Origin of the sequence: Niallia endozanthoxylica, assembly GCF_008710145.1 — a bacterium.
Lineage (GTDB): Bacteria > Bacillota > Bacilli > Bacillales > Cytobacillaceae > Bacillus_BD > Bacillus_BD endozanthoxylica.
Genome location: NZ_VYKL01000059.1, coordinates 16657 through 42669 on the forward strand (window position 1 = coordinate 16657; position 26013 = coordinate 42669).

At 37.6% G+C, this 26013-nt stretch carries 27 protein-coding genes and 1 riboswitch; of the genes, 14 read left to right on the forward strand and 13 right to left on the reverse strand.

The genetic code is table 11. From position 1 onward, the window contains the following. The first annotated feature begins 111 nt into the window (after positions 1-111). The 5 genes from F4V44_RS25285 (at position 112) to F4V44_RS25305 (ending at position 5148) form a co-directional block, all read left to right on the forward strand. Positions 112-1572: an o-succinylbenzoate--CoA ligase gene (locus F4V44_RS25285; RefSeq protein ID WP_150442792.1), complete on the forward strand. Its 1461-nt coding sequence runs from the start codon at positions 112-114 to the stop codon at positions 1570-1572. A gap of 139 nt (positions 1573-1711) precedes the next feature. Continuing rightward, the gene (locus F4V44_RS25290) at positions 1712-2410 is read left to right on the forward strand and encodes a response regulator transcription factor (RefSeq protein WP_191090864.1); all 699 of its coding nucleotides are present in this window, start codon (positions 1712-1714) and stop codon (positions 2408-2410) included. Further along, a complete protein-coding gene (locus F4V44_RS25295) occupies positions 2407-3768 on the forward strand; it encodes a sensor histidine kinase (RefSeq protein ID WP_150442750.1) in 1362 nt (453 codons plus the stop codon). The genes F4V44_RS25290 and F4V44_RS25295 overlap by 4 nt, the downstream gene beginning before the upstream one ends. A gap of 63 nt (positions 3769-3831) precedes the next feature. Then, positions 3832-4431 carry a PepSY domain-containing protein gene (locus F4V44_RS25300; protein WP_150442751.1) on the forward strand — a complete coding sequence of 200 codons (600 nt, stop codon included), beginning with the start codon at positions 3832-3834 and terminating at the stop codon, positions 4429-4431. A 159-nt stretch (positions 4432-4590) separates the two neighbouring features. Beyond that, positions 4591-5148 (forward strand): PepSY domain-containing protein, encoded by a 558-nt coding sequence (locus tag F4V44_RS25305; RefSeq protein WP_191090865.1) that lies wholly within the window; start codon positions 4591-4593, stop codon positions 5146-5148. Between the two features lie 61 nt (positions 5149-5209). On the opposite strand, the gene F4V44_RS25310 is transcribed toward F4V44_RS25305, so the two are convergent. Beyond that, a complete protein-coding gene (locus tag F4V44_RS25310) occupies positions 5210-6166 on the reverse strand; it encodes a metal ABC transporter solute-binding protein, Zn/Mn family (RefSeq protein WP_150442753.1) in 957 nt (318 codons plus the stop codon). 349 nt (positions 6167-6515) lie between these two features. On the opposite strand from F4V44_RS25310, the gene F4V44_RS25315 reads away from it, so the two are divergent. Beyond that, entirely contained in the window at positions 6516-7079 is a 564-nt protein-coding gene (locus F4V44_RS25315; protein ID WP_150442754.1) for a beta-class carbonic anhydrase, read from the forward strand. 56 nt (positions 7080-7135) lie between these two features. Here the strand turns inward: F4V44_RS25315 and yidD are convergent, their stop codons facing one another. The 3 genes from yidD to ytzI are packed head-to-tail and all read right to left on the reverse strand — an operon-like array spanning position 7136 to position 9084. Continuing rightward, the gene (yidD, locus tag F4V44_RS25320; protein ID WP_150442755.1) at positions 7136-7390 is read right to left on the reverse strand and encodes a membrane protein insertion efficiency factor YidD; all 255 of its coding nucleotides are present in this window, start codon (positions 7388-7390) and stop codon (positions 7136-7138) included. 57 nt (positions 7391-7447) lie between these two features. After that, the gene (cls, locus tag F4V44_RS25325; RefSeq protein ID WP_150442756.1) at positions 7448-8902 is read right to left on the reverse strand and encodes a cardiolipin synthase; all 1455 of its coding nucleotides are present in this window, start codon (positions 8900-8902) and stop codon (positions 7448-7450) included. A gap of 26 nt (positions 8903-8928) precedes the next feature. Then, positions 8929-9084 (reverse strand): YtzI protein, encoded by a 156-nt coding sequence (ytzI, locus tag F4V44_RS25330; RefSeq protein WP_150442757.1) that lies wholly within the window; start codon positions 9082-9084, stop codon positions 8929-8931. A 134-nt stretch (positions 9085-9218) separates the two neighbouring features. Here ytzI and F4V44_RS25335 point away from each other — a divergent pair, with 134 nt between their 5' ends. Next, positions 9219-9659 (forward strand): Dps family protein, encoded by a 441-nt coding sequence (locus F4V44_RS25335; RefSeq protein WP_150442758.1) that lies wholly within the window; start codon positions 9219-9221, stop codon positions 9657-9659. A 147-nt stretch (positions 9660-9806) separates the two neighbouring features. On the opposite strand, the gene F4V44_RS25340 is transcribed toward F4V44_RS25335, so the two are convergent. Next, a complete protein-coding gene (locus F4V44_RS25340) occupies positions 9807-10064 on the reverse strand; it encodes a DUF6154 family protein (RefSeq protein ID WP_150442759.1) in 258 nt (85 codons plus the stop codon). 158 nt (positions 10065-10222) lie between these two features. Between F4V44_RS25340 and F4V44_RS25345 the strand changes: the two genes are divergently transcribed. Together F4V44_RS25345 and ytkD are read left to right on the forward strand one after the other, a co-directional pair. Beyond that, positions 10223-10546 carry a hydrolase gene (locus tag F4V44_RS25345; protein ID WP_150442760.1) on the forward strand — a complete coding sequence of 108 codons (324 nt, stop codon included), beginning with the start codon at positions 10223-10225 and terminating at the stop codon, positions 10544-10546. A gap of 62 nt (positions 10547-10608) precedes the next feature. Further along, complete coding sequence (gene ytkD / locus F4V44_RS25350; RefSeq protein ID WP_150442761.1) at positions 10609-11082, forward strand: RNA deprotection pyrophosphohydrolase; 474 nt, start codon at positions 10609-10611, stop codon at positions 11080-11082. A 70-nt stretch (positions 11083-11152) separates the two neighbouring features. Here the strand turns inward: ytkD and F4V44_RS25355 are convergent, their stop codons facing one another. From F4V44_RS25355 to F4V44_RS25375, 5 genes are all read right to left on the reverse strand, one after another. Continuing rightward, positions 11153-11959 carry an ABC transporter permease gene (locus tag F4V44_RS25355; protein WP_150442762.1) on the reverse strand — a complete coding sequence of 269 codons (807 nt, stop codon included), beginning with the start codon at positions 11957-11959 and terminating at the stop codon, positions 11153-11155. Continuing rightward, on the reverse strand, positions 11943-12716 hold the full coding sequence (locus F4V44_RS25360) for an ABC transporter ATP-binding protein (RefSeq protein WP_150442763.1): 774 nt from the start codon (positions 12714-12716) through the stop codon (positions 11943-11945). The genes F4V44_RS25355 and F4V44_RS25360 overlap by 17 nt, the downstream gene beginning before the upstream one ends. A gap of 235 nt (positions 12717-12951) precedes the next feature. Then, the gene (locus F4V44_RS25365) at positions 12952-13968 is read right to left on the reverse strand and encodes an ABC transporter substrate-binding protein (RefSeq protein WP_150442764.1); all 1017 of its coding nucleotides are present in this window, start codon (positions 13966-13968) and stop codon (positions 12952-12954) included. 148 nt (positions 13969-14116) lie between these two features. Next, positions 14117-15394: a CAP domain-containing protein gene (locus F4V44_RS28330; RefSeq protein WP_317978371.1), complete on the reverse strand. Its 1278-nt coding sequence runs from the start codon at positions 15392-15394 to the stop codon at positions 14117-14119. 163 nt (positions 15395-15557) lie between these two features. Further along, a complete protein-coding gene (locus F4V44_RS25375; protein ID WP_150442794.1) occupies positions 15558-16409 on the reverse strand; it encodes a MurR/RpiR family transcriptional regulator in 852 nt (283 codons plus the stop codon). A 282-nt stretch (positions 16410-16691) separates the two neighbouring features. On the opposite strand from F4V44_RS25375, the gene map reads away from it, so the two are divergent. The 3 genes from map to F4V44_RS25390 all read left to right on the forward strand — a co-directional run bounded on the left by map (position 16692) and on the right by F4V44_RS25390 (position 18632). Continuing rightward, positions 16692-17435, forward strand: coding sequence for a type I methionyl aminopeptidase (gene map, locus F4V44_RS25380; RefSeq protein ID WP_150442765.1), 744 nt, complete (start codon positions 16692-16694; stop codon positions 17433-17435). Between the two features lie 102 nt (positions 17436-17537). Beyond that, positions 17538-18317, forward strand: coding sequence for an alpha/beta hydrolase family protein (locus F4V44_RS25385; RefSeq protein ID WP_150442766.1), 780 nt, complete (start codon positions 17538-17540; stop codon positions 18315-18317). Between the two features lie 72 nt (positions 18318-18389). Next, the gene (locus F4V44_RS25390) at positions 18390-18632 is read left to right on the forward strand and encodes a DUF2584 domain-containing protein (protein WP_150442767.1); all 243 of its coding nucleotides are present in this window, start codon (positions 18390-18392) and stop codon (positions 18630-18632) included. A 43-nt stretch (positions 18633-18675) separates the two neighbouring features. On the opposite strand, the gene pckA is transcribed toward F4V44_RS25390, so the two are convergent. Then, a complete protein-coding gene (gene pckA, locus F4V44_RS25395) occupies positions 18676-20262 on the reverse strand; it encodes a phosphoenolpyruvate carboxykinase (ATP) (RefSeq protein ID WP_150442768.1) in 1587 nt (528 codons plus the stop codon). A 262-nt stretch (positions 20263-20524) separates the two neighbouring features. Continuing rightward, positions 20525-20675: riboswitch (SAM riboswitch) on the forward strand. A 221-nt stretch (positions 20676-20896) separates the two neighbouring features. Here pckA and metK point away from each other — a divergent pair. Together metK and asnB are read left to right on the forward strand one after the other, a co-directional pair. Next, positions 20897-22102, forward strand: a complete 1206-nt coding sequence (metK, locus tag F4V44_RS25400; protein ID WP_191090867.1) for a methionine adenosyltransferase — start codon at positions 20897-20899, stop codon at positions 22100-22102. Positions 22103-22617: 515 nt separating this feature from the next. Then, entirely contained in the window at positions 22618-24519 is a 1902-nt protein-coding gene (gene asnB / locus F4V44_RS25405) for an asparagine synthase (glutamine-hydrolyzing) (RefSeq protein ID WP_150442770.1), read from the forward strand. Here the strand turns inward: asnB and F4V44_RS25410 are convergent. Both F4V44_RS25410 and F4V44_RS25415 read right to left on the reverse strand, forming a co-directional pair. Next, complete coding sequence (locus F4V44_RS25410; protein ID WP_150442771.1) at positions 24516-25388, reverse strand: C39 family peptidase; 873 nt, start codon at positions 25386-25388, stop codon at positions 24516-24518. The two genes, asnB and F4V44_RS25410, sit on opposite strands and share 4 nt — an antisense overlap. A 99-nt stretch (positions 25389-25487) precedes the next feature. Further along, the gene (locus F4V44_RS25415) at positions 25488-26009 is read right to left on the reverse strand and encodes a gamma carbonic anhydrase (protein ID WP_150442772.1); all 522 of its coding nucleotides are present in this window, start codon (positions 26007-26009) and stop codon (positions 25488-25490) included. Positions 26010-26013: the final 4 nt, after the last annotated feature.

The window sequence follows — 26013 nt, forward strand, 5'->3', positions numbered from 1 at the left end:
GCGGAGGCGGCAGCCTCAATCATACTTTTCAATTTTGACAAAAACACTGCAGCTTGATGGTAACTCCGTCAGGCTGTTTTTCTTAAGTAGGTGAAGAACTTGACGCAAACAATGCCGAATTGGCTGAAAAAGCGGGCACTTTTAACCCCTAATCGACAAGCCATTATTTATAAAGGGGAAACAATTACTTTTACACAGCTGTACCAAGCTGCCTATGAAATGGCTGGAAAGCTGACTTCAAAAGGGGTAAAGAACAAACAGTTTACCGCCGTTCTATTACAGAATCACTTAGATTCTGCTGTCATTCTCTTGGCACTTCAGCTGCTTGGAGTACGGGCTGTTATATTAAATAACCGCCTGACAGCAGATGAGCTTATTTGGCAGATTAGAGACTCTAATTCTGTCTTTTTACTTAGCGAGGAAAGATTTTTAGAAAAGCTGAGCAATATAAGCGACAGTCTGCCGGATTTACCTATTTTTAAGAAGGAAGAATTGGCAGAGACACCTATTGAAGGGCCGTTAATCATAGATGAAATAGAACTAGACGATATTTGTACGATTATGTATACATCCGGAACAACCGGTTACCCAAAAGGTGTGATTCAAACCTACGGGAATCACTGGTGGAGTGCGACAGGCTCTGCACTAAATTTGGGCTTGCATGAAAATGACTGCTGGCTCTGTACGGTTCCACTTTTTCATATCAGCGGATATTCTATTCTTATGAAAAGTATTATCTATGGTATGAAAATCGTTCTTCATGAGAGATTTGATGTGAATGAGACTCTCAATGACATTCGTAAAGAACAAGTGACGATCATGTCTGTTGTAAGTACAACACTTACGATGATTCTAGATTATTTACAGGAGGAGCGTCTTCCGAAAAGCTTTCGCTGTATGCTGCTAGGGGGTGGCCCTGCCTCACTTCCACTTTTAGAGAGATGTGTTAAAAAAGATATACCTGTCTTTCAAACCTATGGGATGACAGAAACATCATCACAAATTGTCACCTTGTCTCCGGAGGATAGTTTTCGAAAACTAGGTTCAGCGGGAAAACCACTTTTTCCTTCCCAGTTAAAAATTATGCAGGATGGCCGTGAAGCTATGGCAAATGAGCCAGGTGAAATTGTCGTGAAAGGACCGAATGTTACACCAGGGTATCTTAATAGGGAAAAGGATAATCGTAAGGACTTTCAAGATGGCTGGCTTCACACGGGTGATATTGGCTATGTAGATGAGGATGACTTTTTATTTGTACTTGATAGGCGATCTGATTTGATTATTTCTGGAGGGGAAAATATTTATCCCGCAGAAATTGAAGGGGTGCTTACTTCACATTCTGCTATTAAAGATGCCGGTGTTATCGGCAGACAGGATGATAAATGGGGAGAAATTCCAGTGGCGTTTTTAGTCAAAAAAGCACCGGTATCTGAAACTGATATTATGGATTTTTGTAAGGAAAAGCTTGCAAAGTATAAAATACCAAAGAAAATCTATTTCATTGATGAGATACCCCGAAATGCATCGAAGAAAATTTTACGGAGAGAGCTGCGAAAGCTAATAAATGAGTAAAGGTTCTATTTTCAAGGAGGCTGGCAGGTTCAGGAGGCTGGCCTCTTTGTGCTGTAAAAATCAAAGCCCTTATGGATGAAAAGGACATACAAATTAGATATGATAAACTAATGATATGGGAAAACAGGGAGGTATACATGTGACGAAAAATTCTATATTAGTTGTTGAAGATGAGGAAAAGATTTTGCGTTTGTTGGAGCTTGAGCTCGTCTATGAAGGATATGAAGTAGGAAAAGCAAATGACGGTTTGAAAGGGTTTGAATTATATCAAAGTCGAAAATGGGATTTAATTCTTTTAGACGTGATGCTTCCTGGAATTAGCGGAATTGAGCTGCTGCGCCGGATTCGGACACAGGATACTTATACGCCAGTCATCCTTCTGACAGCTAAAAGTTCTGTTGAAGATAAAGTATCAGGACTAGATTTAGGGGCAAATGACTATATTACAAAGCCCTTTCAAATTGAAGAGTTGCTGGCAAGGATTCGGGCAGCCTTAAGGCTAAAGCCGTCGGTGCAAGAGCAAGTCACTAACGAAGAATTTCTTCAATTAGAAGATTTAACTGTAAATGAAAAAACAAGGATTGTCATGAGAGGTGACACTCAAATTGAGCTGACACCCCGTGAGTTTGATCTTCTGATTTATTTATTAAAAAATAAACAGCAGGTACTTAGTAGAGAACAAATTATTGAGACGGTTTGGGGCTACGATTACTACGGAGATACAAATGTTGTTGATGTATATATCCGCTATATTCGTAAAAAGGTTGACTTCCCCGATAAGGATCCATTAATTCATACCGTTCGCGGAGTTGGGTATGTGTTGAGGAAAGGAAAATGAAGCTTCGTCAAAAAATCAATTTTTCAACTACGTTTCTCTTTATTGGTTTATTTGTCCTAATTAATTTATCTATTTATTTTGTTTTTAGCTATTTAATATTAGAAGGAGAACAGGAACAGGCTGAAGCTGAAGCAGAAAAAATTGTCGATGGAATAAATGAATCCTTGGGTGCGATAAAGACAGACGAACTTCTTCGTGCCTACGTTCCCATTGATGGAATGATCCAAATTGTATCTTCAGATCATAAACCTCTTTCGCTTGTAATCACTCCTTCAGAAAAAGAGCTAATCAATAGAGAAGTACAATTTTTTGAAAAAGAAATACGACAGAAAATCACCTATAAAAATAACACCTATTTATTTCAATCCATTCCTACAATTGGGACAGATGGACAAATTGTTAATCTGCAAATCATGAAAAATATTCAAAACGCTGTTAATAACCTTGCTATTTTAAGAATTGTCTTGTTATCTGTCACCATTATTGCGATGATTCCACTTGTCATTTCCAGCCGTCTGCTTAGTAATGTGATTACAAACCCAATTACCTCTCTGATTGAAACGATGACAGAGATTCGAAAGAAGGGCCGTTTTAAACGGATACAGCTTGAATCACGTTCAAGGGATGAGTTGTATGAAATGGGTGAGACATTTAACCATATGATGGATTTATTAGAAGCTAATTTTGAAAAACAGGACCAATTTGTCGCCAATGCTTCACATGAGCTTAGAACTCCTTTAACCGTTATTGAAAGCTATGCAAGTCTCATGAAAAGAAGGGGGCTTCAGGAACCTGATATTTTCCATGAATCCATTGAAGCAATCCATTCAGAGGCTGTCCGTATGAAGGATATGGTCGAGCAATTATTGCTATTAGCTAAGCATAACGAAGAATGGACTATCCAATTTGAAAGGATTGACCTTGGTGAGCATGTCAGGCAAACGACTAAGGCGTTTGAAAGTGCCTATCGTCGGGAAATTCAATTTCATCAGCAGCAAGATGGAATTAACGCTTTTTCTGATCAACAAAAGTTAAAACAGCTAATCTATATTATTTTAGATAATGCTAAAAAGTACAGTGAGGATGTGATAACTGTTGAAGTTGGACAAAAAGAGGGTGTTCCATTTATTCAAATTGCTGATAAAGGCGTAGGGATTCCCAAAGAGGATTTGAATAAAGTATTTGATCGCTTCTATCGTGTGGATAAGGCACGTAGCAGAAAAATGGGTGGAACAGGTCTAGGTCTTTCCCTTGCGAAAGAAATTGCTGATGCCATGAATGTCAGGCTAACAATAGACAGTGTTGAGGGAATTGGCACAACTGTCAAAATTGTGCTGCCCGTAGGTAAAGAAAAGTAATGTTTCTCATGGTTTTCTCATTTTTTACATGCATAATAGAGGTAAATGATTTGAGGTGAGAAAATGAAAAGAAAGGTACTCCTTTGGGCTTTGGGCGGAGCCGCTGCTGTAATTGTCCTCTTCTTCTTATTTAATCAAATAGCGGGCTCTATTTTTACTAGTGCAGACGTGTTAACAGAGCAGGAAGCACAGGCGATTGCGGAAGAACGCTATACAGGAAAGGTTAATTGGATTAATCAGAAAAGTAACCAATTTGTAATGGAATTAGAAAGAAGTTCAGGAATTTATGAGCTTGTCATCAATAAAGAAACAGGTGAAGTAGCTTCTTTAAAAAGAATTGGGCAAAAGGAGGAAGTAAAAAAAACGGAAGAGCCGTCTAACCCTATTGAACCGACTGAGCAACCGGAATCAAGTGAACCCATTGTACAGGATGAGGGGAACGTGTCAAAAAGTTTGACAGAGCAGGAAGCAGCAGCACTTGCGCTAGAACAAGTAGCAGGTATAGTCGATGATATTGACCTGGAGAATGTCAATGGCATTGCTTATTATTTGGTTGATGTTGAAACCGAAGACGGCCGGGAAGCGAAAGTGGAGATTAATGCGATTACAGGTGAGGTTAAATCATTAACCTGGGATGATGAAGGTCATGATGATGATGATTAATAGAGGAGCTATTCAGTTCCGAATCTCAACTGCTTAAAGAAGAGTTTTATTCTAAGATATTTCTAATCGAATTTTAATCTTTCTTTCTCCTTGTTCTCATTTTACGAGGTTATATTGATAGTGTAAGGAACAGGAAATAAGAATAAGGAGGAAATGATGATGAAAGGGAAAATTTTGATTGGATTTGTATGTACGGCGGTTGTTTTAGGTGGTTCATTTGCAGCAGTAGCTGCCAAAAATCAAGATAATACTTTGGAAGACCAGAATAAAAAGGAGTTTATTACACTTCAGGATGCAGAAACAATCGCACTTAAAGAAGTGAATGGGACAGTTGAAAGTATTGATTTGGAAACAAAGGTCGGTAAATCCTATTATGAAGTGGAAATTGAGAAAGACCATATGGACTATGATATCTATATTGATGCTGTAACTGGTGAGCCTTACTCGATAAAGCAGGATGATAAAGGTTTTGACGATGATAAGTTTGTTGATCAAGGAAAGAGTACAAACTCAGCTGGTACAGCTATCTCGGAGACAGAGGCAGTTGCCATTGCGGAAAAAGCAGTAAATGGAAAAATGGTTGAGATTGAAAAGGAACATGATGACGGAATTCTCAAGTATCAGTTGGAATTGCGCACTGACCGCGGTGAAGCAGAAGTGGATATAGATGCACATACTGGGAAAATCATTGAAATAGAATATGATGATGAGGATTAATGAAAAAGAAAAGAGAGTTCCTTAATAAACTTGGGACTCTCTTTTGCCTTATGTTTCAGTATCAGTGTAAAGCTTTTTTTAATGCTTGCAGATTATCGTTCATAATAGAAAAATAGTCACGATTCTTTTTCATATCTTCTTCCGTTCTTACCGATAGGTTGTGAAGGGTAAGTGCTTCGGCTCCAATTTCTTCTTGAACAATTTCCGTTAATTTTGAACTGACATTTTGTTCAAAAAAGATATAGTTGCTATTTATTTCTTTGGCCGTTTTTACAATGGATTCAAGATCTTTTTGAGACGGCTCACTGGAAGTGGATAAGCCAGAAATACTGATTTGCTCTAGGCCATAACGGTGCTCCCAATATCCATAAGCGGCATGAGACACAATAAATTCTTTATGCTCTGCCTGTTCAGCCATTTCTAAGAATTGGGTGTCTAGTTCATCGAGTCTTTGTATTAATGCATTATAATTCTGCGCATAAGTCGCTTCATTTTCCGGGTCTTTTTCGATTAAGGCATCTTTAATGGATTCAGCTAATTCCTTTGAAAAAATTGGATCGAGCCAGACATGCGGGTCCCTATCTCCATGATGATGCTCATCCGCATGTTCTTCTTCGTGCCCTTCTTCTTCAGAATGATTGTCTTCATCAAAATGGATGGATTCTCCAGCAGCAACCATTGTCACCTTTTCATTTTTTAAGGAGTCTTTTGCTTTTTCGACAAAGCCTTCAAGGCCTAGGCCAACATAAATAAAAAGGTCCGATTCAGCTAGTTTTATCATATCTTTTTGGGACGGCTCAAATGTATGCTCATCTGCACCAGGCGGATAAATGGTTTCGACATTTACCAAATCACCGCCAATTTCCTCAGTGAAAAATTGCAAAGGATAGACTGTTGTATATGCCGTTAAATGCTGATTTGAATCAGTCTCAGCCTTTTCTTTTTCTGTCTCACCACAGCCGGCTAATACCAAGCTAACGGTAAGAAATACTGTTAAAAATAATAACCATTTTTTCATTTTATTTCCCCTCTCATCACCTATAAAACGTATTAGTTACGATTTAAAATATAAGCTTTGTTAGCAAACAATATTGATAGACCTAATTTTTGACTCATCCGTGAGAAATGGACATTTCTCACGCCTTTCAGCTATGCTGAAAGGTTGCTGTATGGTTAGGAAATCAACTATGTTAATAAAAAAGCCAAAATATAAAAGTATCCCCTATATCTACGCTATTTAATAATACGTAATCATTACGATTTCAATCTTACAAAATCTATCCATAAAAAGCAAGGCAAAAAGATTGTTTTATTTTGACGAATTTTTGTATGCTAAGAGAGAAAACTTTTATAAAGGAGTTATAATAATGAGAATTCTTGATGAAGTACTTGCCTACAATGAAAGATTTGTAGAAGATAAGAAGTATGAAGAGTTTGCAACAAGCAAAATACCGGATAAAAAAATGGTTATTCTGACATGTATGGATACACGTTTACTTGAATTACTTCCACATGCATTGAATGTAAAAAATGGGGATGTAAAAATGATTAAAAATGCTGGAGCAGTTCTAAAGCACCCATTTGGAAGCGTAATGAGAAGTATTTTAGTAGCCGTTTATCAATTGAAAGCAGATGAAGTCCTTGTCATCGGCCATCATGATTGCGGCATGGGCGGATTAAAAGCAGATGATATCATTCCCAATATGCTTAAGCGGGGAGTGTCTCAAAAAACACTTGATACATTAGAATACTCTGGAATAGATGTACAAAAATGGTTAAAAGGATTCAACAGCGTCGAGGAAAATGTTGCGCATAGTGTAGATGTTATTAAAAATCACCCGCTTCTGCCTGAAAATACGCCTGTTCATGGATTAGTGATTGATCCTGCAACAGGAAAATTGGATTTGGTTATAAAAGGGTACGAGAAGTAAATAAAAAAGATGCTGAATCATTGTTTTGTTCATGGTACAGCATCTTTTTTATTATTTCATTTTTTGCTTCTTTTTCCGCCCACCATTCCGGGCCATTCCTCTGGTACCTCGTCAATCCCTCCCGGGTGAAAAGGGTGGCATTTTAATATCCGCTTAAGAGTTAAATAACCTCCCTTTAAGGCACCAAATTGTTTAACCGACTCCAGTCCATAATGGGAGCAAGTCGGATAAAAACGGCATGTTGGGGGCTTTAACGGTGAAATCACCAATTGATAAAAACGGATGATTGAAATGAAAACTGCTTTTAGCATTTTTGATCCTTCTTTATAAATGGATTATGCAGCATAATTTATTTAAGAGAGTTTTCTCTAGAGAATTGGCGATAACAGCCTTGAAATGGATTCTTTAAAACGGATAATTAAACTTCTCCGATTATATTCTTGAAGAGTTAATTCCTTTGATACCTTTAAGTCCGCGTGAAAGCTTTCTGATAAGGCAGCTGCAATACCTTTATCATATAGAAAGGCATTTACTTCAAAGTTAAGCCGAAAGCTTCTCACATCAATATTGGCTGTACCAACTGATGAAAGAGAATGATCTACAATAATTGTCTTCGCATGAATAAAGCCATTATCATAAATATATACCTTTGCGCCGGCTTTAAGAATTTTTCCGATATGGTAATAAGTGGCCCAATAAACAAAAGGATGATCAGGTTTATTAGGAATCATAATTCTCACATCTTTACCTGTTAGAGCGGCGATTTTTAAAGAATCAAGAAGACTTTCATCTGGAATAAAATAAGGTGTTTGAATCCAAATGGATTTCCTGGCAGATGAAATCATTTTGATATAACCGTATTTAATTTGTTCCCATTCAGAATCAGGTCCGCTTGAGACAATTTGCATAGAAATATTTCCCTGAGGTGCAGTATCTGGAAAAAGACTTGGTAAATAAGATATGTCATTCCGATGTGAAGCCTGATTCCAATCTAAAATAAATCTTGTTTGAATCGCATGGACCGAACTGCCTGTAATTCGAAGATGAGTGTCCCGCCAATAGCCGAATCTTTTATTTAAGCCTAAATATTCGTCCCCGACATTAAATCCACCAATATAACCAATCTCTCCATCTATAATCACAAGCTTTCGATGATTTCGGTAATTCAATCGAAAATTAATAAGCGGGAATTTAGATGGAAAAAAGGCTTCAACCTCACCGCCTGCTTCAATAAGCTTTTTAAAAGCCTTCCTCCTTAACGAACGGGAACCAAGATCATCATATAGAATACGTACTTTTACTCCTTGTTTTGCTTTATCGATTAGTAATAGAATCAGTTTTGATCCTATATGATCATTTTTGAAAATATAGTATTGAAGGTGAATAAAATCATGTGCATTTTTAATATCCTCGAATAAAGCATCAAACTTTTCTTTTCCATCTGTGAACACTTTTACCGTATTATCTGTTGTTAATATGGCATCATTATTAGCGAGCAGCATATAAATCAGACCTTGATTATTCTCCGTTATCCCGTTATGACGGGGAAATTTTCCTGCATGGAAGCTGGATGTCTGCTCAGCAATCATTTCCTCAATGCCAATCTTTTTTCGATCTTCCCATTCGAACAATTTGCTTCGGGTCAAATTTTGACCGAATAGTAAATAGAGGATAAAGCCTAAAATTGGGATAAAGAATAGAACCATCAGCCATGCCCATGTAGGACCGGCATCTTTATTTTCCATAAAGATAACGATGATTGCTAAAATCATATTTAAAAATAAAATTGAGCTGAATATTAACGAATATAAATCCAAATCCATAGGTTATATGCCTTTCTGAGCTTCATTTATGCATCTGTTTTTCGCTCATGCTTGGAGTGATTCAAATCCTCGGCAGGAGGGTCGATTGTATGCTTATATTGGTATGCTTTATTGGTTACCTTTAGACTTACGATTAATACTAGAAGTACAATAATAATAGAAATTATTAGTACAGTTACCATTTTATCATCTCCTTTATTCAATAGTATTTTAACATGAAACGGGAAAGAATCCTTGAATGACCTTTTAAACCAATTTTTATTTAGGTATGAAGCATGATTAATTGGTTATGTTAAGGAAGGGAGGTAGATGAATAATGACACAGGAATTAATTCAAGCTGTAAATAAGCAGGTCGCCAATTGGACGGTTCTATATGTAAAGCTGCACCATTATCATTGGTTTGTTAAAGGACAACACTTCTTTACATTACATGAAAAATTTGAGGAATTCTATAATGAAGCAAATGCACATATTGATGTATTAGCTGAAAGACTTCTTTCAATAGGCGGAACACCTGTATCGACCATGAAAGCTTGTCTCGAGCTGACATCCGTTCAGGAAGCGAACGGAGGCGAAAACGAAGCAGAGATGGTCCAAGATACCTGCAATGATTTTGAGAAATTAATTCAGGAGCTGCAGGCTGCAATGAAGCTTGCAGATGAAGCGGGTGATGAGGGAACAGGTGATGTTCTTCTTTCGATTCATGGAAGTCTGCAAAAACATGTGTGGATGCTTAAGTCTTACCTAGGTTCCTAAAGATACTTACAAATATAGAATGAATGCAGTCCGAAGTGGCTGAGTATTCATTCTATTTTTATTTTGATTGAGCTGTAATGCAAAAAGAAGAGACTCCCTCATGATGAAGCAGCCTTTTGAAAATAAATTTCAAATATGTATGTATGTTTAATGAAGGTTCCGCTGATTTAATATTGGGCTTTGCTGTTGACCATAATCTTCTTTGGCAAATTTTCCTTTTAAACTTTCAATTAAATAGAGCCCCATAAGTGTATACAGCTCTTGCTCATCCATTTCTTGAATTAGATGCAAAATGTCTTCCTTTGACATTTCTTCAAGAAATGCAAACGCTAACATATCAATGTCTTCTTCATCCCCGGTTAACTTGTTTCGATACATTTCATAAAGTTCATCTACAAGTTTCATAATTATCACCTCCATCTTTAGTATATAATGACTTAGCAATTTTTACATTATATTTAATTTTACCCATTAATATGTGAAAAATTCCTTCCCGTTAGATTAGGAAGTTTTTCGTATAGTATTCATTATACCATGGGGATGATAAAGGTAAAAAGGAATGAATGATTATGAACGAAAAAAAAACCTATTATATTGAAATTGCTTCAGGATCTATTTCTCAGAGCGCAACTGATTCACCATGGAACTTCAAAATTGAAGCAACTGAGGAAGAGATTCGCCAGTTAAGGGAACACTTTGATGAAAATGCATCAGCATCAATAGGAAACTTTATTCGAGCACATATTCCGTTCCGTGAATATCATAACGATCCTGAAAATGATCTTCAAGATGAGAAACTTAAAGCGGTTTACCAGTTAATTCACGAGCTGGGTGACGATGAGGCAAAACAGCATATTGAAAGTATGGGGTTTTTAGACCATATTTAGTGCTGAACGAGTCATTTTCCATTAAAATAGGTTAGTGGAAAATAACAGAGGTGCATTAACATATGGATACTTTTATCGATGATAACGGCGGAAGAGTCACGGTTTCCTTTCAAAAAGATTTTTTTGTTAAAAAAGCAAGTCATGTGCTGGTTATATGCCGTTTTTATGATCAATGGCTGTTAACCAAACATAAAGAAAGGGGCTGGGAATTTCCCGGCGGCAAAAAGGAAGAAAATGAAACGTTGGAAGAAGCAGCGAGAAGAGAGGTTGAGGAGGAAACCGGTGCCCTCCTAACATCGCTGCAGTATATAGGAGAATATGAAGTGAATACCGGCGAGGATTCTTTTGTTAAAGCCATTTTCTATGCTGAAGCAGCATACTTGGAGCCAAAGGAGGACTACTTCGAAACAAACGGCCCCGTTCTAGTCGGTGGGGATTTGTTAGCCCTCCGCTTTCAGGACTCCTACAGTTTTATTATGAAAGACAAGATTGTTGAGTTGGCTCTAGAAAAAATATCTTTATTACAAACGGTGTAATCATAAAGGTGTCAGGCATTGCAAATGGACAGTCTATCTTATTTTGTCTTTTTGTGGTGCCTGACACTTTTTAATTGTTTTTTATTAACTTTTTCTCAAGTAGTTCGACAAGCTGGTACATGATAGTGGCGAATATGGCAATAACGAATAGAGATAAGAATACAAGTGTAAAATTAAATACTTGGAAGCCGTAGATGATCATATAGCCAAGTCCTTTGGAGGACACGAGAAATTCGCCTACAATAACGCCAACCCAAGAAAGGCCGACATTGACCTTTAAGGTAGAAATGATAGTCGGAAATGAAGCTGGCAGGACAGCTTCCTTGAATGATTGTGCTCTAGTCGCGCCAAATATATATAAAACCTTTAAATAGTTCGGGTCAACTCCACGAAAAGCTGTATAAACTACAATGGTCGTAATAATGACGGAGATTAAGGCTCCCATGGCCATAATAGATGTAAAGTTTGGACCGAGTGCAACGATTAGTATGGGCCCTAATGCGATTTTTGGCATGGCATTTAAAATAACCAAATAGGGATCAAAGATTTTTGAAAGGATAGGTGACCACCATAGTAGAGCAGCTAACAAAGTTCCAAGCAGGGTGCCGAGAAGGAAGCCAAGAATGGTTTCACCGAGTGTCACACCTATATGCATGAACAATGAACCGTTTTGAACATTTTCAATCAGTAACTTCCATACTTTTGAAGGAGAACTAAAAATTAGCGGGTCAATCCATCTTAATTGACTAGCTAGCTCCCAGCTGCCGAAAAAAACCAGGAAAATAATTAACTGATAAAACCGAACCCATCTCTTTTCCCTTTTTAAGGAAGCCAGAAATTTTTGGTGAAGTTGTTGAATCTCATCTGATGACTTCAAGGGATTCCAACTCCTTCCAAATGGTTTGGAATAAGCTTTGAAATAATTCATGATTTCTTGCATGAAAGGGGACTAGATTTCGCAGTTCATCAGGAATGATAAAGGTCTTATAGATTTGGCCAGGTCGGGAGGATAATAGAAAGATTCGGTCGCTCATGGCAATAGCTTCACCGATATCGTGTGTAACAAGAATAGCTGTTTTATTAAAAGACTTAAGTGTTTCGAAGATGTGATCCTCTAAATGAAGTTTTGTTTGAAAATCAAGCGCGGAAAAGGGTTCATCAAGCATGAGAACCTTTGGCTCGGTGGCTAATGTCCTGACTAGTGCAACACGCTGCCTCATTCCTCCTGAAAGCTCCTTTGGGAATTGTTTTTCGACTCCTTTTAAGCCCATTTTTTCAAGCAACTGAAGGGTATATTTTATTCTATCTTTCTGAAGTAGTTTGTTTAGTTTTAGACCAATTTGAATATTTTGTTCAATGGTTTTCCATGGAAATAAATAATCTTGCTGAAGCATATATCCAATATCGTTTGATTTATTGCCAATTCTTTTTCCCTCTAACGTGACTAACCCTTCAGTTGGCTTGATTAAGCCTGCAATAATCGAAAGGAGGGTGGTTTTTCCGCATCCGCTCGGTCCAAGCAACGATACGAATTCTCCTTCTGCAATATCAAGGGAAATGTCAGAGAGGGCGGTAGTAGCAGATGTTTTTGTAAAATAAGTATGACTAATATTTTTTACCTTTAAAAAATTCATGTATGGCCCTCCTTACGAAAATTCTCTATCCATACTGGCAAGGGGGTTTTTTATGGGTACTCACGGAAAAAGTAATACTCTTTCCGCGAGTCATTCTATATAGTGAAAGCGGGAAAGTGTTATTGGCTCTAGCACCTCCCCCCTTGAGGTCATAAGCCAATCCGATTGGAAGGTTAAAGAACAACCGGTTCGTCTTGTGCTATGTCCGAAGGTGAACAGGCGCTTCCATTTTTCGTTATTTCATGACTTTCTCAGCAAATTCCGTATTGACTAATGTTTCATATTCAATTCGTTTTGGCAGTTCGCCGGCTTCATCCATAATGTTTTGTAAATTATCCCATTCTTCTTCATCTAAAATTGGATCCGTTGCAAAGGAGGTTTGATTTTTATAACGCTCAATAGAGGATTCAATAATTTCCAGTTCCGTATTCTCAAAGTATTTTTGGATGAGTTTTGCAGTTTCTGCTGAACTGTTTTCATATACCCACTGCTGGGCTTTATATATTGCGCGAGTAAACTTCTCTACGATTTCTTGATTCTCTTCAATATAACTTTCCTTTGTCATAAAGGTAGTATATGGTACATGTCCTGACTCCGTTCCGAATGACGCAACAATATATCCTCTGCCTTCTTTTTCAAACATACTTGCCTGTGGTTCAAACAATTGGACAAATTCTCCCGTGCCCGAGATAAAGGCATTAGCAATATTTGCAAAATCAATATTTTGGATTAAGTTCAAGTCATTATGCGGATCAATTCCGTGATTTTTCAGTACAAATTCACCAACCATCTGTGGCATTCCGCCTTTTCGTTGACCAAGGAAAGTGCTGTCTTTTAGCATTGACCAGTCAAAGTCTTCAATTTTTTCTCGGGAAACGAGAAAGGTACCATCTGTCTGGGTAAGCTGGGCGAAATTAATAACCGGGTCTGTTGAGCCTTGTGCTGATACATAAATGGAGGTCTCTGATCCGACTAGTGCGATATCAGCACCTCCTGAAACGAGGGTTGTCATCGTTTTATCTCCGCCAAACGTGGTCATTAATTCAATATCAAGACCTTCTTCCTCAAAAAAGCCTTTTTCAATTGCGACATATTGGGGGGCGTAGAAAATAGAACGTGTGACTTCTGCTATTCGAACCTTTTCCAGCTTTTTCTCGTTATCATTTGATTTTCCAAAATTACAAGCAACAAGGCTGGTCATTAATATAGTAATAACAAGAAGTAAAAAACCAGCCTTCCACCATTTTTTCATGATAGGGACCTCCCTCTAATATATATAAATTTTCGATGCCTAAAATATCGTATGAAATTCGGAAAAATGTGTGAGTGCCCATTTTCTTGCCACAAAAAAACTCTGAAATCAGATTTGATTTCAGAGTAAAAAGTTCACGATTTTTTATTTATTTTCCAATAAACATTTGTGTCCAGTGATTTCCATTTGTTTCGTAACCTACACCGATATGTGTAAAGTTACGGCTTAGAATGTTTTTTCGGTGTCCTTCACTGTTCATCCAAGCATTAACAACTTCCTGCGGTGTTCTTTGTCCTTGCGCAATGTTTTCACCTGCTGTTCGATAGGATACACCTTGGTCTCTCATCATGTCGAATGGAGAGCCATAGGTAGGGCTTGTGTGTGAAAAGTATCCTTTCTGCTGCATGTCAACAGACTTCATTTGGGCAACACTGTTTAATTTAGTATCTGCTTGTAAAGCAGGAAGCCCATTTTTTCGGCGTTGTTCATTTGTCAAATCAATTACCTGCTGAACAGCTTGACTAACATTAGCAGGAGTCTGCTGCCCTGCAGGAGCTTGCTGTTGCTGCTGTGTTGGTGCCTGCTGCCTTGCAGGAGCTTGTTGTTGCTGCTGTGTTGGTGCCTGCTGCCCTGCAGGAGCTTGTTGTTGCTGTTGTGCTGGTGCCTGCTGCTGCTGTGTTTGTGTCTCTGGTGCTTGTGCCAATTCCCGTTGTTTTCTAAGCATTGCCTGTAAACGGTTATCTTGATTTGGGTTGACAGGAATAAATTGATATCTAGCCTCTTGAACTAGAACGGCCCTTGTATGCGGGTATTTGTTGCTAGATTGAGACGTATTAAGGCTAGATAGATTTGGATTATCGCCGGTGTTATCATAATTTTGATTTCGAGCTGTTTTGTTTGTTTGGTTATTAGTTGCTTTGGAATTGTTTCTGTTATTCTGTCCTGTCCAATTAGCGTCGTTCGCATCATTGACATTTCGAAGTGTCCAAGGATTGGCGGTTCCTGCTCCCAAATATCCAGTTCCCCAGTCTCCATGGTTATTTCTGTTCCAGTTCACATTTGTTGCATTTCGATTATTATTATTGTTTACCCTAGCGGCATTACGACCATTATTACGATTATCGTCATTGTTATTTTGAACAGTCCAATACGTCGGTCGATTGTTGTTTGCTGTTCTATTTGCATTATTATCGTTATCTAAGTAATCTTCAGTAAGCGGACCGCGGTGATCAAATCCATAGGCAGTGCGGTCATCAATCTCACGATTTCTGTTATTGACTTGATATACATTCGTGCCTGTTCGATTCGATGTATTTAGCTGATTGCCATTTTGTGTATCCATCGCTCCATTTGTGTCATTATTACAAGCTGCTAAGCCTAAAATAAGCATAGGGGTCACAAAAATACTGAATTTTCGTTTTCTCAATTGAACTTCCTCCTTTGAATAGATGGACTACTCTCTTATTTTGCTTGCTCTCGTGAAAAAGTATTGATGGGAATAACCGTCTATTTTGGGAGTTATATTGATGAAATAAAAAACTCCCTTAAGTGATGTATTAAAGGAGTTTGATTTTTGTATGAAGTTGATACTACATTCTTGTTTCAGAAATGGTATTTCTAATTTTTTGGAGGGAAACCTTGGCGTTTTCTTTATTTAATACCCTCAAATTAACATATAATGCATCTATTAGACTAAGCTGTCCAATCCTTGATGATAAGGATTCAGAGCGGTATTCAGTATCTTCTGAACTTGTATAGAGTGATACATCAGCATGCTGGGCAATAGGTGATTTAGGATAGCCAGTAATGGCAATCGTTTTAGCTCCATTGTTCTTAGCTGTTTTTAAAATCGCTAAGGTATCCTTGTTGGTTCCTGAATGAGAAATGACAACAGCTGCATCTTTTTCTGTCAGCTGAGAGGCAGCCATTAATTGAAAGTGGGAATCAATAAATGCAAACGCTTTAACTCCTGTCCGCACAAATTTATGAAATCCATCCATAGCTATAACTGCAGATCCGCCCGTTCCATATAATTCCACTCTGTTTGCATGCAGCAGGATATCTACTGCCTTTTGAATGGCTGCTTTGTCTAAAATCTCAAGTGTGTTTTCTAATGTTCTGATATTTGATCGGAAGATTTTATCTGCAATGGTCTTTTCATCATCATCTTTTAGGATTCCAACATCTTCATCGACTTGTTGGTTAGAAGTGACAATTTCAGAGGCAAGAGCAATTTTCATTGCCTGGTATCCTTTAAATCCAATCCGTTTGCAAAAACGAAACACCGTTGCATCAGCAACATTTAAATCCTCGGCAACTTCATTGATTGTACCGTGAATAATTTGGTCTGGATCATTTAAAATATAGTCGGCTATTTTCTTTTCTTTTTCGCTAAGACGGGCATAATTTGAACGTATTTTTCCAATGCAATTCTGTGACATCACGAATGTTCCTCTCTTAAATGGTTCCTTTGAAATAGTATAACACAATTGAAAGAGGAAAAATATTTTTTCATTTTATAATTTACATTAAATTTTTTTTGATAAAGTAATTATTTTTAAATAGATAATCATATAGTATATATTACTACAAAAACGAATCTATAGGCCTTTATCAAATAAAAAGTCGTTTGAGAATTTCTTGAAGACTATGGTAAAATTGGTTGATACAAAAGACAAATTGAATATAAAGTGTATTTGCTTTTTTAGAAAGAAGGAATAAAAGTGATTATTAGGTCAGACGAAGATTTAAAAGGTCTCAAAGAGATTGGAAAAATTGTTGGAACCATTCGTGATGAAATGATAAAGAAAACAAAGCCGGGTATTACAACAAAGGAACTCGATGATTTTGCCGGTGAGTTGTTTGAAAAATATGGTGCACTTTCAGCACCAAAAGGTGAGTATGATTTTCCAGGGTATACATGTATTAGTGTTCAAGAAGAAGTAGCACATGGAATACCAGGAAGCCGGGTTATCCAAGACGGAGATTTAGTGAATATTGATGTTTCCGGTTCGAAAAATGGTTATTATGCTGATACCGGTTTATCCTTTGTTGTTGGTAATGGAAAACCAGAGTTATATAAGCTTTGTGATGCAGCGAAAAAAGCATTTGAAGCTGGGTTAACGAAATTTAAGGTTGGAGCTAGAAAAAATGCTATCGGTAAAGTAGTCTATCAAACAGCAAGACAAAATGGTTTTACTGTGATAAAAAACCTTACCGGACATGGGGTTGGTTTATCCTTGCACGAAGCTCCGGATCATATCTTGAATTATTATGATGCATGGGATAAAGAAATTCTCCGTGATGGAATGGTTATCGCTTTTGAACCATTCGTCTCTACTGGTGCTGAAGAAGTATATCAATTAGATGATGGCTGGACTTATGTGACTGAGGAGAAAAGCTTTGTGGCTCAAATTGAGCATACAGTTATTGTTACAAAAGAAGGTCCAGTGATTATTACGAACTAATCAAATATCTGACGTTAGAATTCCTGATGGTTACTCTGTCAGGAATTTTTTCGAATTAATCATGAGAATAATAATCATATTAAACAGTTAAAGGAGAAGAGGATGACGACTACTATTATCGATAAACTAAAATTTCCTTCCCCTCATCCGGAAATTGAATTATCGCTGATAACCTATCTAGTAGATGGTTTGAAGGTAAAGGGACTGCTAGCTGAACCCAAAAATGATGAAATATATGATGGATTTCTTTATTTAAGAGGGGGAATCAAAAATGTCGGGAAGGTAAGGCCAGCACGAATTATCCAATTTGCCTCGGAAGGGTTTATCGTATTTGCTCCTTTTTACCGCGGAAATCAAGGTGGGGAAGGGAATGAAGATTTCGCTGGTGATGACAGAGAAGATGCTTTTTCAGCCTTCCAGCTTTTATCAAATCATAATAGAGTAAGGAAAATCCATATTTTCGGTTTTTCACGCGGTGGTGTAATGTCCCTTTTAACCGGAATCAAGTTCCCAGAGGCGGCATCTGTTGTTACATGGGGAGGGGTTAGTGATATGTTACTAACATATATGGAAAGAAAGGATTTACGCAGAATGATGAAACGGGTGATTGGTGGAACTCCAACAAAGGTTCCAGAACAGTATCAATACCGTACACCACTTTATCTTCTTGAAGAGCTCAAACCGCCGGTCTTAATTATTCATGGCCGAAAGGATACAAATGTTTCTGTTGAACACGCTCATCGGTTGGAAAACAGATTAAAAGAGCTTAATAAAAGTGTAGAATGTTGGTATTTTGAGCCTTATACTCATTATTTTCCCCCTGCTGTGAACAGACAAATTGTTTCTGATTTAACCTTGTGGATGAAAAAACAAGCTGACTAATGGTAATATAGCATATAGAAGAATAGGTTTTCGTCTGATATCAAAATTCTTTTTTATAAGGAGAGGAAATAGATGGGAATGCCTTTAGAATTAAATACGATGATTGTGACAAAGGGTAAGGAAAAAAGAATAGATGAGAATAATTTTACTTTAGTAAAGGATGATTATCGCCTGTATCCGATTGAAATCCCAGTCGAAGTAAGAAAAACGAAAGAAAGTGATCCAGGTGGATACGCTGTAATAAAAAGACTAGAATGGGAAAATAACCAAACGACGATTACATATCAGCTTATTTCACTTAATAGTACGAACTAATAAAAAAACAGCAACTTAAACGTTGCTGTTTTTTGTTGGCATTTTAAGCGGTTGGGCCGCCTTTTTCAATAATGTCAGAAGAAACATTTTGGAACTTTTTGAAGTTCTCACGGAATTTTTCCGCTAATTCTTTCGCTTTTGCTTCATATTCAGCTTGATTAGACCAAGTACGATTAGGTTGCAAGACCTCATCCGGAACACCTGGTACATGTAAAGGAATTTCTAAACCGAAAATATCATCTTTTTTCGTTTCTACATTTGTAAGCTCACCTTCAAGTGCTGCCTGCACCATTGCACGAGTATAGCTTAACTTCATACGGGATCCAACGCCATATTCGCCGCCAGTCCAGCCTGTATTGACAAGGAATACATTTGAATTGTGCTGGCTGATTTTTTCTCCAAGCATTTCAGCATAGCGTGTAGCTGGAAGCGGCAGGAATGGTGATCCAAAGCATGTAGAGAAAGTTGCTTCAGGTGAAGTAACACCTCGTTCAGTTCCAGCAAGTTTGGAAGTGTATCCGCTTAAAAAGTGGTACATGGCTTGTTCTTTTGAAAGCTTTGCAATTGGAGGTAATACACCAAAAGCATCAGCAGTTAAGAAAATAATTGTATTTGGGTGACCAGCAACGCTAGGGTCTACAATATTGTCAATTGCCTGCAACTGATAGGCAGCACGTGTATTTTCAGTCAGTGTGCCGTCATCGTAGTCTGCAATACGTGAATTTTGGTCAATGATAACGTTTTCTAGTACAGATCCAAATCGAATTGCATCAAAAATTTGCGGTTCTTTTTCTCTAGATAGATTGATACATTTTGCATAGCAGCCGCCTTCAATATTAAAGACTCCATTACTTGACCAACCATGTTCATCATCACCGATCAAACGACGGTTTGGGTCTGCAGAAAGAGTTGTTTTTCCTGTTCCTGAAAGACCAAAGAAAAGGGCTACATCGCCTTCATTGCCAACGTTAGAAGAACAATGCATTGGCATGATACCGTTTTCAGGTAATAGATAATTCATAATCGAGAAGACAGATTTCTTAATTTCACCGGCATATTCTGTTCCGCCGATAAGTACAGTCCGCTGTTCAAAGGAAATGATAATAAATGTTTCTGACTTTGTTCCATCAATGGCAGGGTCAGCTTTAAAATTAGGTGCTGCTATAACAGTAAAACCAGCATCATGTGCTGCTAATTCTTCCTCAGTTGGACGAATAAATAATTGATGGGCAAACAAGTTATGCCATGCATATTCATTAATAACCTGGATAGGAAGTCGATGTTTTTCATCAGCTCCTGCAAAGCCTTTAAATACAAAAACCTCGTCTTTTTCTTTTAAATATTCCAACACTTTGTTGTAAAGACTTGAGAATACTTCTTTGGAGATTGGCTGGTTAACGGAACCCCAATCAATTTTGTCTTTTACAGACTCTTCTTCGACAATATATTTATCCTTAGGAGATCTTCCAGTGTATTTTCCTGTTGTAGCTGCTACAGCGCCGGTTGATGTTAGTAGCGCTTCCTTTCGAGATAATACTTTTTCAACAAGTTGTGGAACAGATAATTGAGTAAGAATATTAGTGCCATTAAGAAATTCATTTATTTCTTGTTTCAAACTTACAAAATTCATCCGACGAATACCTTCCTTTAATCAATTTAGTTATCGTATATTTCAGAGTAATTTATTTCATGATTAGTATAACACAATTATATGAATAGTCTATACTAATAATGAAAGTTTTTAGTCTTTTCCCAAAAATTTGAATGGTTAAATATACAGATTGAAAAAAATGGTTAGAATAGTAGTATATATATTAATAGGAAATTATTTTTAGTAAATTCATTGACAGTCATTCTAGAGGTACGATATGATTTTACCTTGAACGGATACTCTCTTATCCCGAGCTGGTGGAGGGACAGACCCTATGAAACCCAGCAACCTGTTAATGAAAGAAGCGTATACTAGAAATGATTATACGTATGCAAAATCATTAGCAAAGGTGCTAATCTGTGGCAAGGATTTTTTTCCTTGAACGATAAGAGTGAAAGGCGCGAATCTTTTTGTTTTCAACCTTTTCACATAATGAAAAGGCTTTTTTTATGCGTCTTGAATAAATAAGGAATTATTTACTTGGTTTTTTATTAAATACAAAGGATAAATACTCCTTGTTTTTTCCAAACTAATAGGGAATGAGTTCCGTATCATGAGAGGTTGCTCGAACGTCGCTTTTAGCAATCTCATTATATATAAGGAGGAAATCAGATTGTCAAAACGTCGCTTGTTTACTTCGGAGTCAGTTACTGAGGGCCATCCAGATAAGATTTGTGATCAAATTTCTGATGCTATATTAGATGCAATCCTTGAAAAGGATCCTAATGCACGTGTAGCTGCTGAAACATCGGTTAATACCGGATTAGTATTAGTGGCAGGTGAAATAACTACATCAACATATGTTGATATTCCAAAAATTGTTCGTAGTACCGTAAAGGAAATTGGCTATACAAGAGCTAAATATGGATTTGACTCTGAAACATGTGCCGTATTAACGTCAATTGATGAGCAGTCTCCAGATATTGCAATGGGGGTTGATCAAGCATTAGAGGCCCGTGAAGGAACAATGACTGATGAACAAATTGAGGCAATTGGTGCAGGAGACCAAGGTCTCATGTTCGGTTTTGCCTGCAATGAAACAAGTGAGCTGATGCCATTACCGATTTCATTAGCCCATAAGCTTTCTCGCCGTTTAACAGAGGTACGCAAAAGTAATACCATTGCTTATCTCCGTCCGGATGGAAAAACACAGGTAACAGTAGAATATGATGAACATGATAAGCCTGTTCGAGTTGATACCATCGTTATTTCAACACAGCATGATCCTGAAATCGGTCTTGAACAGATACAGCGTGACATAAAGGAATTTGTCATTTCTCCTGTTGTGCCAAAAGAATTGATTGACGATCAAACAAAATATTTTATTAATCCAACTGGCCGTTTTGTGATCGGAGGGCCGCAAGGGGATGCCGGTCTAACAGGAAGAAAAATTATCGTTGATACATATGGTGGTTATGCACGTCATGGAGGCGGCGCTTTCTCTGGTAAGGATCCGACAAAAGTAGACCGCTCAGCAGCTTATGCTGCTCGTTATGTTGCGAAAAATATTGTTGCTGCTGGATTGGCCGATAAAGTGGAAGTTCAATTTGCCTATGCCATTGGCGTAGCCCGTCCGGTATCCATTTCAGTTGATACTTTTGGAACAGGTAAAGTGGATGAAGATGTGTTAGTAGATGTAGTAAATAATAACTTTGATCTTCGTCCGGCAGGTATTATTAAAATGCTCGATCTTCGTCGTCCTATCTATAAACAAACGGCTGCATATGGTCATTTCGGCCGTTTGGATGTTGACCTTCCATGGGAACGTACTGATAAGGCAGATGTCTTACGAGAACAAGCATTAAAGAGTCATATGTAAACATACTGATCGTAATGATTAGCGGGAGCTGCAAGGATGATGCAGCTCCCGCTTCCTTTTGTTTTAAATGGCTCTGGTACCTTATATACATATGATTTCACATAATTTCTTATCTAAAAGCCTTGTTTATTAACATGGTTGATTTTTGACTCATCTAAAGCTGTATGGTTAGGAAGTGACAGGAGAAAATGAATTTTCTCCTGTCACTTCCTAACCATACAGCAACCTTTCAGCACAGCTGAAAGGCGGGAGAAATGGACATTTCTCACGGATGAGTCAAAAATCCGACTTATTAATATGATTTGTTAACATAGTCCAGCTAAAACAACCAAACGTTTTAGACTATATGAAAAAGTATAAACTGCATATAATAGCATGATTTTCCCATTGTTTTTTTTATAACTTCATGCCATTATAAAAAAATTAGTGGTAGTATAAGAGAGTATGTTTTTTAACGTATTTTTAGACAAGGAAGATTACTTGCTTTTTAAATAAAGATTGGAGTGACGTACATAATGTGTGGTTTTATTGGTTGTGTACATGAAAAGGCACAAAATTATAACGAAAGCGATAAGCACTTATTCAAACAGATGAATAATCTTATTACTCATCGTGGACCTGATGATGATGGATATTATATGGATAACCATATTCAATTTGGATTTCGTCGATTAAGTATTATTGATATTGAGAGCGGCCATCAGCCCTTGACATATGAAAATGAACGCTATTGGATTATTTTTAATGGCGAAGTCTATAACTATGTTGAGTTACGTGAAGAACTTATCAAAGAAGGTTTGTCATTTGAAACAAGTTCTGATACAGAGGTCATCATTGCGCTTTATAGTCATATAAAAGAGAAAGCAGTTGAGCGTTTACGCGGTATGTTTGCTTTTGTCATCTGGGATAAGCAAGAACAAACTCTGTATGGAGCTAGAGATCCTTTCGGCATCAAGCCATTCTTTTATTCCGAAAATGATGATCGGACGTTTTTTGCTTCTGAGAAAAAAAGTATTTTGTTGGCTATGAAAAATGATGTATTAAATTATGAATCTTTGCAGCATTATTTAACGTATCAATTTGTTCCTGAGCCAGAAACATTATCACAGGGTATTCATAAGCTTGAACCAGGACACTATTTTACTAAGAAAATTGGTTCAGCAATGGAAATTAAACGATATTGGAAAGCACATTTCCAGCCGGTGCAAAAATCAGAAAGTGATTATATTAAAGAAATTAAAGATGTATTATTTGATTCTGTTAACATTCATATGCGAAGTGATGTGCCTGTCGGGTCATTCTTATCAGGCGGGATTGACTCTTCAATTATTGCATCAATCGCGAAGGAGTTTCATCCGGCAATTAAAACCTTCTCTGTTGGATTTGAACATAATGGGTTTAGTGAAATTGATGTAGCAAAGGAAACAGCAGACAAGCTGGGTGTGGAAAATATCAGCTATGTCATTTCACCTGAAGAATATATGAACGAAGTACCGAAAATTATGTGGCATATGGACGACCCTCTTGCAGACCCTGCATGTGTGCCTCTTTATTTTGTGGCCCGTGAAGCAAGAAAGCATGTTACGGTTGTTTTATCTGGTGAGGGAGCCGATGAACTATTTGGAGGCTACAATATTTATCGGGAACCGGAATCTCTAAAGATGTTTAATAAAATGCCACAGTTCGGTAAAGTATTTTTAAAGTGGATTGCGAGACTAATGCCTGAAGGAATGAAGGGAAAAAGCTTCATTGAGCGCGGTGTCACACCGATGGAAGAACGCTATATAGGAAATGCAAAAATGTTCACGGAGATAGAGAAGAAACAGCTGTTGAATGTATTTAATCCAAATCTTCACTATACAGATATTACTAAGCCTCTTTACATGGAAAGCCGCGGCTATGACCCGGTTGATCAAATGCAGTATATTGATATCCATACGTGGATGCGCGGTGATATTTTACTAAAAGCAGACCGTGTAACGATGGCCCATTCATTGGAGCTGCGAGTTCCATTTTTGGACAAAGAAGTATTCCGTGTTGCTTCGAATATTCCAACAAGCTTAAAAACAGCAGACGGTACAACAAAGTACGTCCTTCGTAAGGCGGCTGAAGGCATTGTTCCAGATCACGTGTTGAATCGTAAAAAATTAGGTTTTCCTGTTCCAATTCGCCACTGGTTGAAGGATGAAATGAATGATTGGGCAAAAAAAATAATCCGTGAAAGTGACACGGATCATTTACTCAATAAAACGTATATTTTGAATCTCTTAGAAGAACATTGCCAAGGAAAAGCGGACCATAGCCGTAAAGTCTGGACAGTACTTATGTTTATGGTTTGGCATCAAATCTATGTGGAAAAGAAATACTCCTTTGAACAAGAGACTTTAGAGCCATTGAGCCAAGCGGTCAGAGGTTAATGAAGGTACGTAATAGCTTGACTTCCCATTTGCACCCAGGAATCTTCGAATTCCATTATGGGTGCTTTTCTATTTTTTTTACCAGTTAAAGGATCATTAAAGTAAATATACTGAGCATCATAGCCAGTTACCAGGACGGAGTGCTCCTTATAGGTAATATTGACAGGTCCGCTTGGTGTCTGCCATGTTTGAAACCTGCTGTCAGGAAGCCTGCTGTAGGTTGTATTTATTATCACCCAAACAGGGCGGTTATCAGATAAATGAATTTTTAATTCTTGAAAATCTGACCCGGTTAAATCAACCATCCTGCCCGGTAAATACTGATCTGCAAGTTCTTTTATCGGTTTATGATAGACGCCAAGACCGGGATTATGATAGGAGTACATATCACCGACAAAGCCGTCGTTTGGATGCCCGAAATAGATGACATTGTTTTCCTTACGATAGGTCGAAGGCTCCTTTTTAACTCTTTCAGCGAGCGTCATTTTGTCTACTTCTACTCCTGCATATTGAAGCAGCATAGCAAGACTGGTTACCTCACAGCCGCGCGGAAGCTCGGGAAGCTGATTAATGACAGGAGCATCGATAAGGACGCTGTCTTTCATTTTGATTACTGATAAGTCAAACGTATCCTGTAATAATGTATTGGTTTTGACAATGGGCGATTGAAACCAGTATTTCATTTGCTCAACAGCATTTGCTACATTTCTCGTTTTTATTGAATCAAGAACAAAACTAGCTGCTATTACAAGAATAATTACGGAGACCATAATGAAAGAAGTAAATAAACGTTTTCGGTCAACTAATTTAGCTATTAGGAAAATGAGTAATAAAGATAAAACGACAATAACTAAGTATAATAAAATCATGAGCCCCACCCTGATGTTTTAGTTGATAATACTAGTATAAATTAATTTTAGTAACTACTTATACGGTTAATATTGGCAATGTAGAAAATACTACTACTATCAATTTGATTTCTTTTGTAATGATTTATAGTATATGCCTTTTTCAACATATTCTCTTCGGATGCGATCCATATCGGCTATATCTTCTGCTGTTAATTCGCGAATTACTTTGGCAGGCCGGCCAAAGGCAAGTGTGCCCGGCGGGATTTTCTTTCCTTGAGGTACGAGACTTCCGGCACCAATAAAAGCACCTTCCCCCACTTCGGCTTGATCAAGTACGATTGAACCCATGCCGATTAAAGCATTCTTTCTTAGTGTGCAGCTGTGAAGAATCACTTGGTGTCCAACTGTTACACCGTCCTCAATAATAAGCGGGTTATTAGGACTTTGGTGTAAGACAGAATTATCTTGGACGCTGACCCTTTTTCCAATTATCGTTGGTGCTACATCTCCGCGTATGGAAGTGTTAAACCAAATGTTTGATTCATCACCAATTTCAACATCGCCGGTAATCGTAACATAATCAGCGATAAAAGCAGAATCAGAAATTTTTGGGTTTTTACCTTTGTAAGGATAGATCATTTTA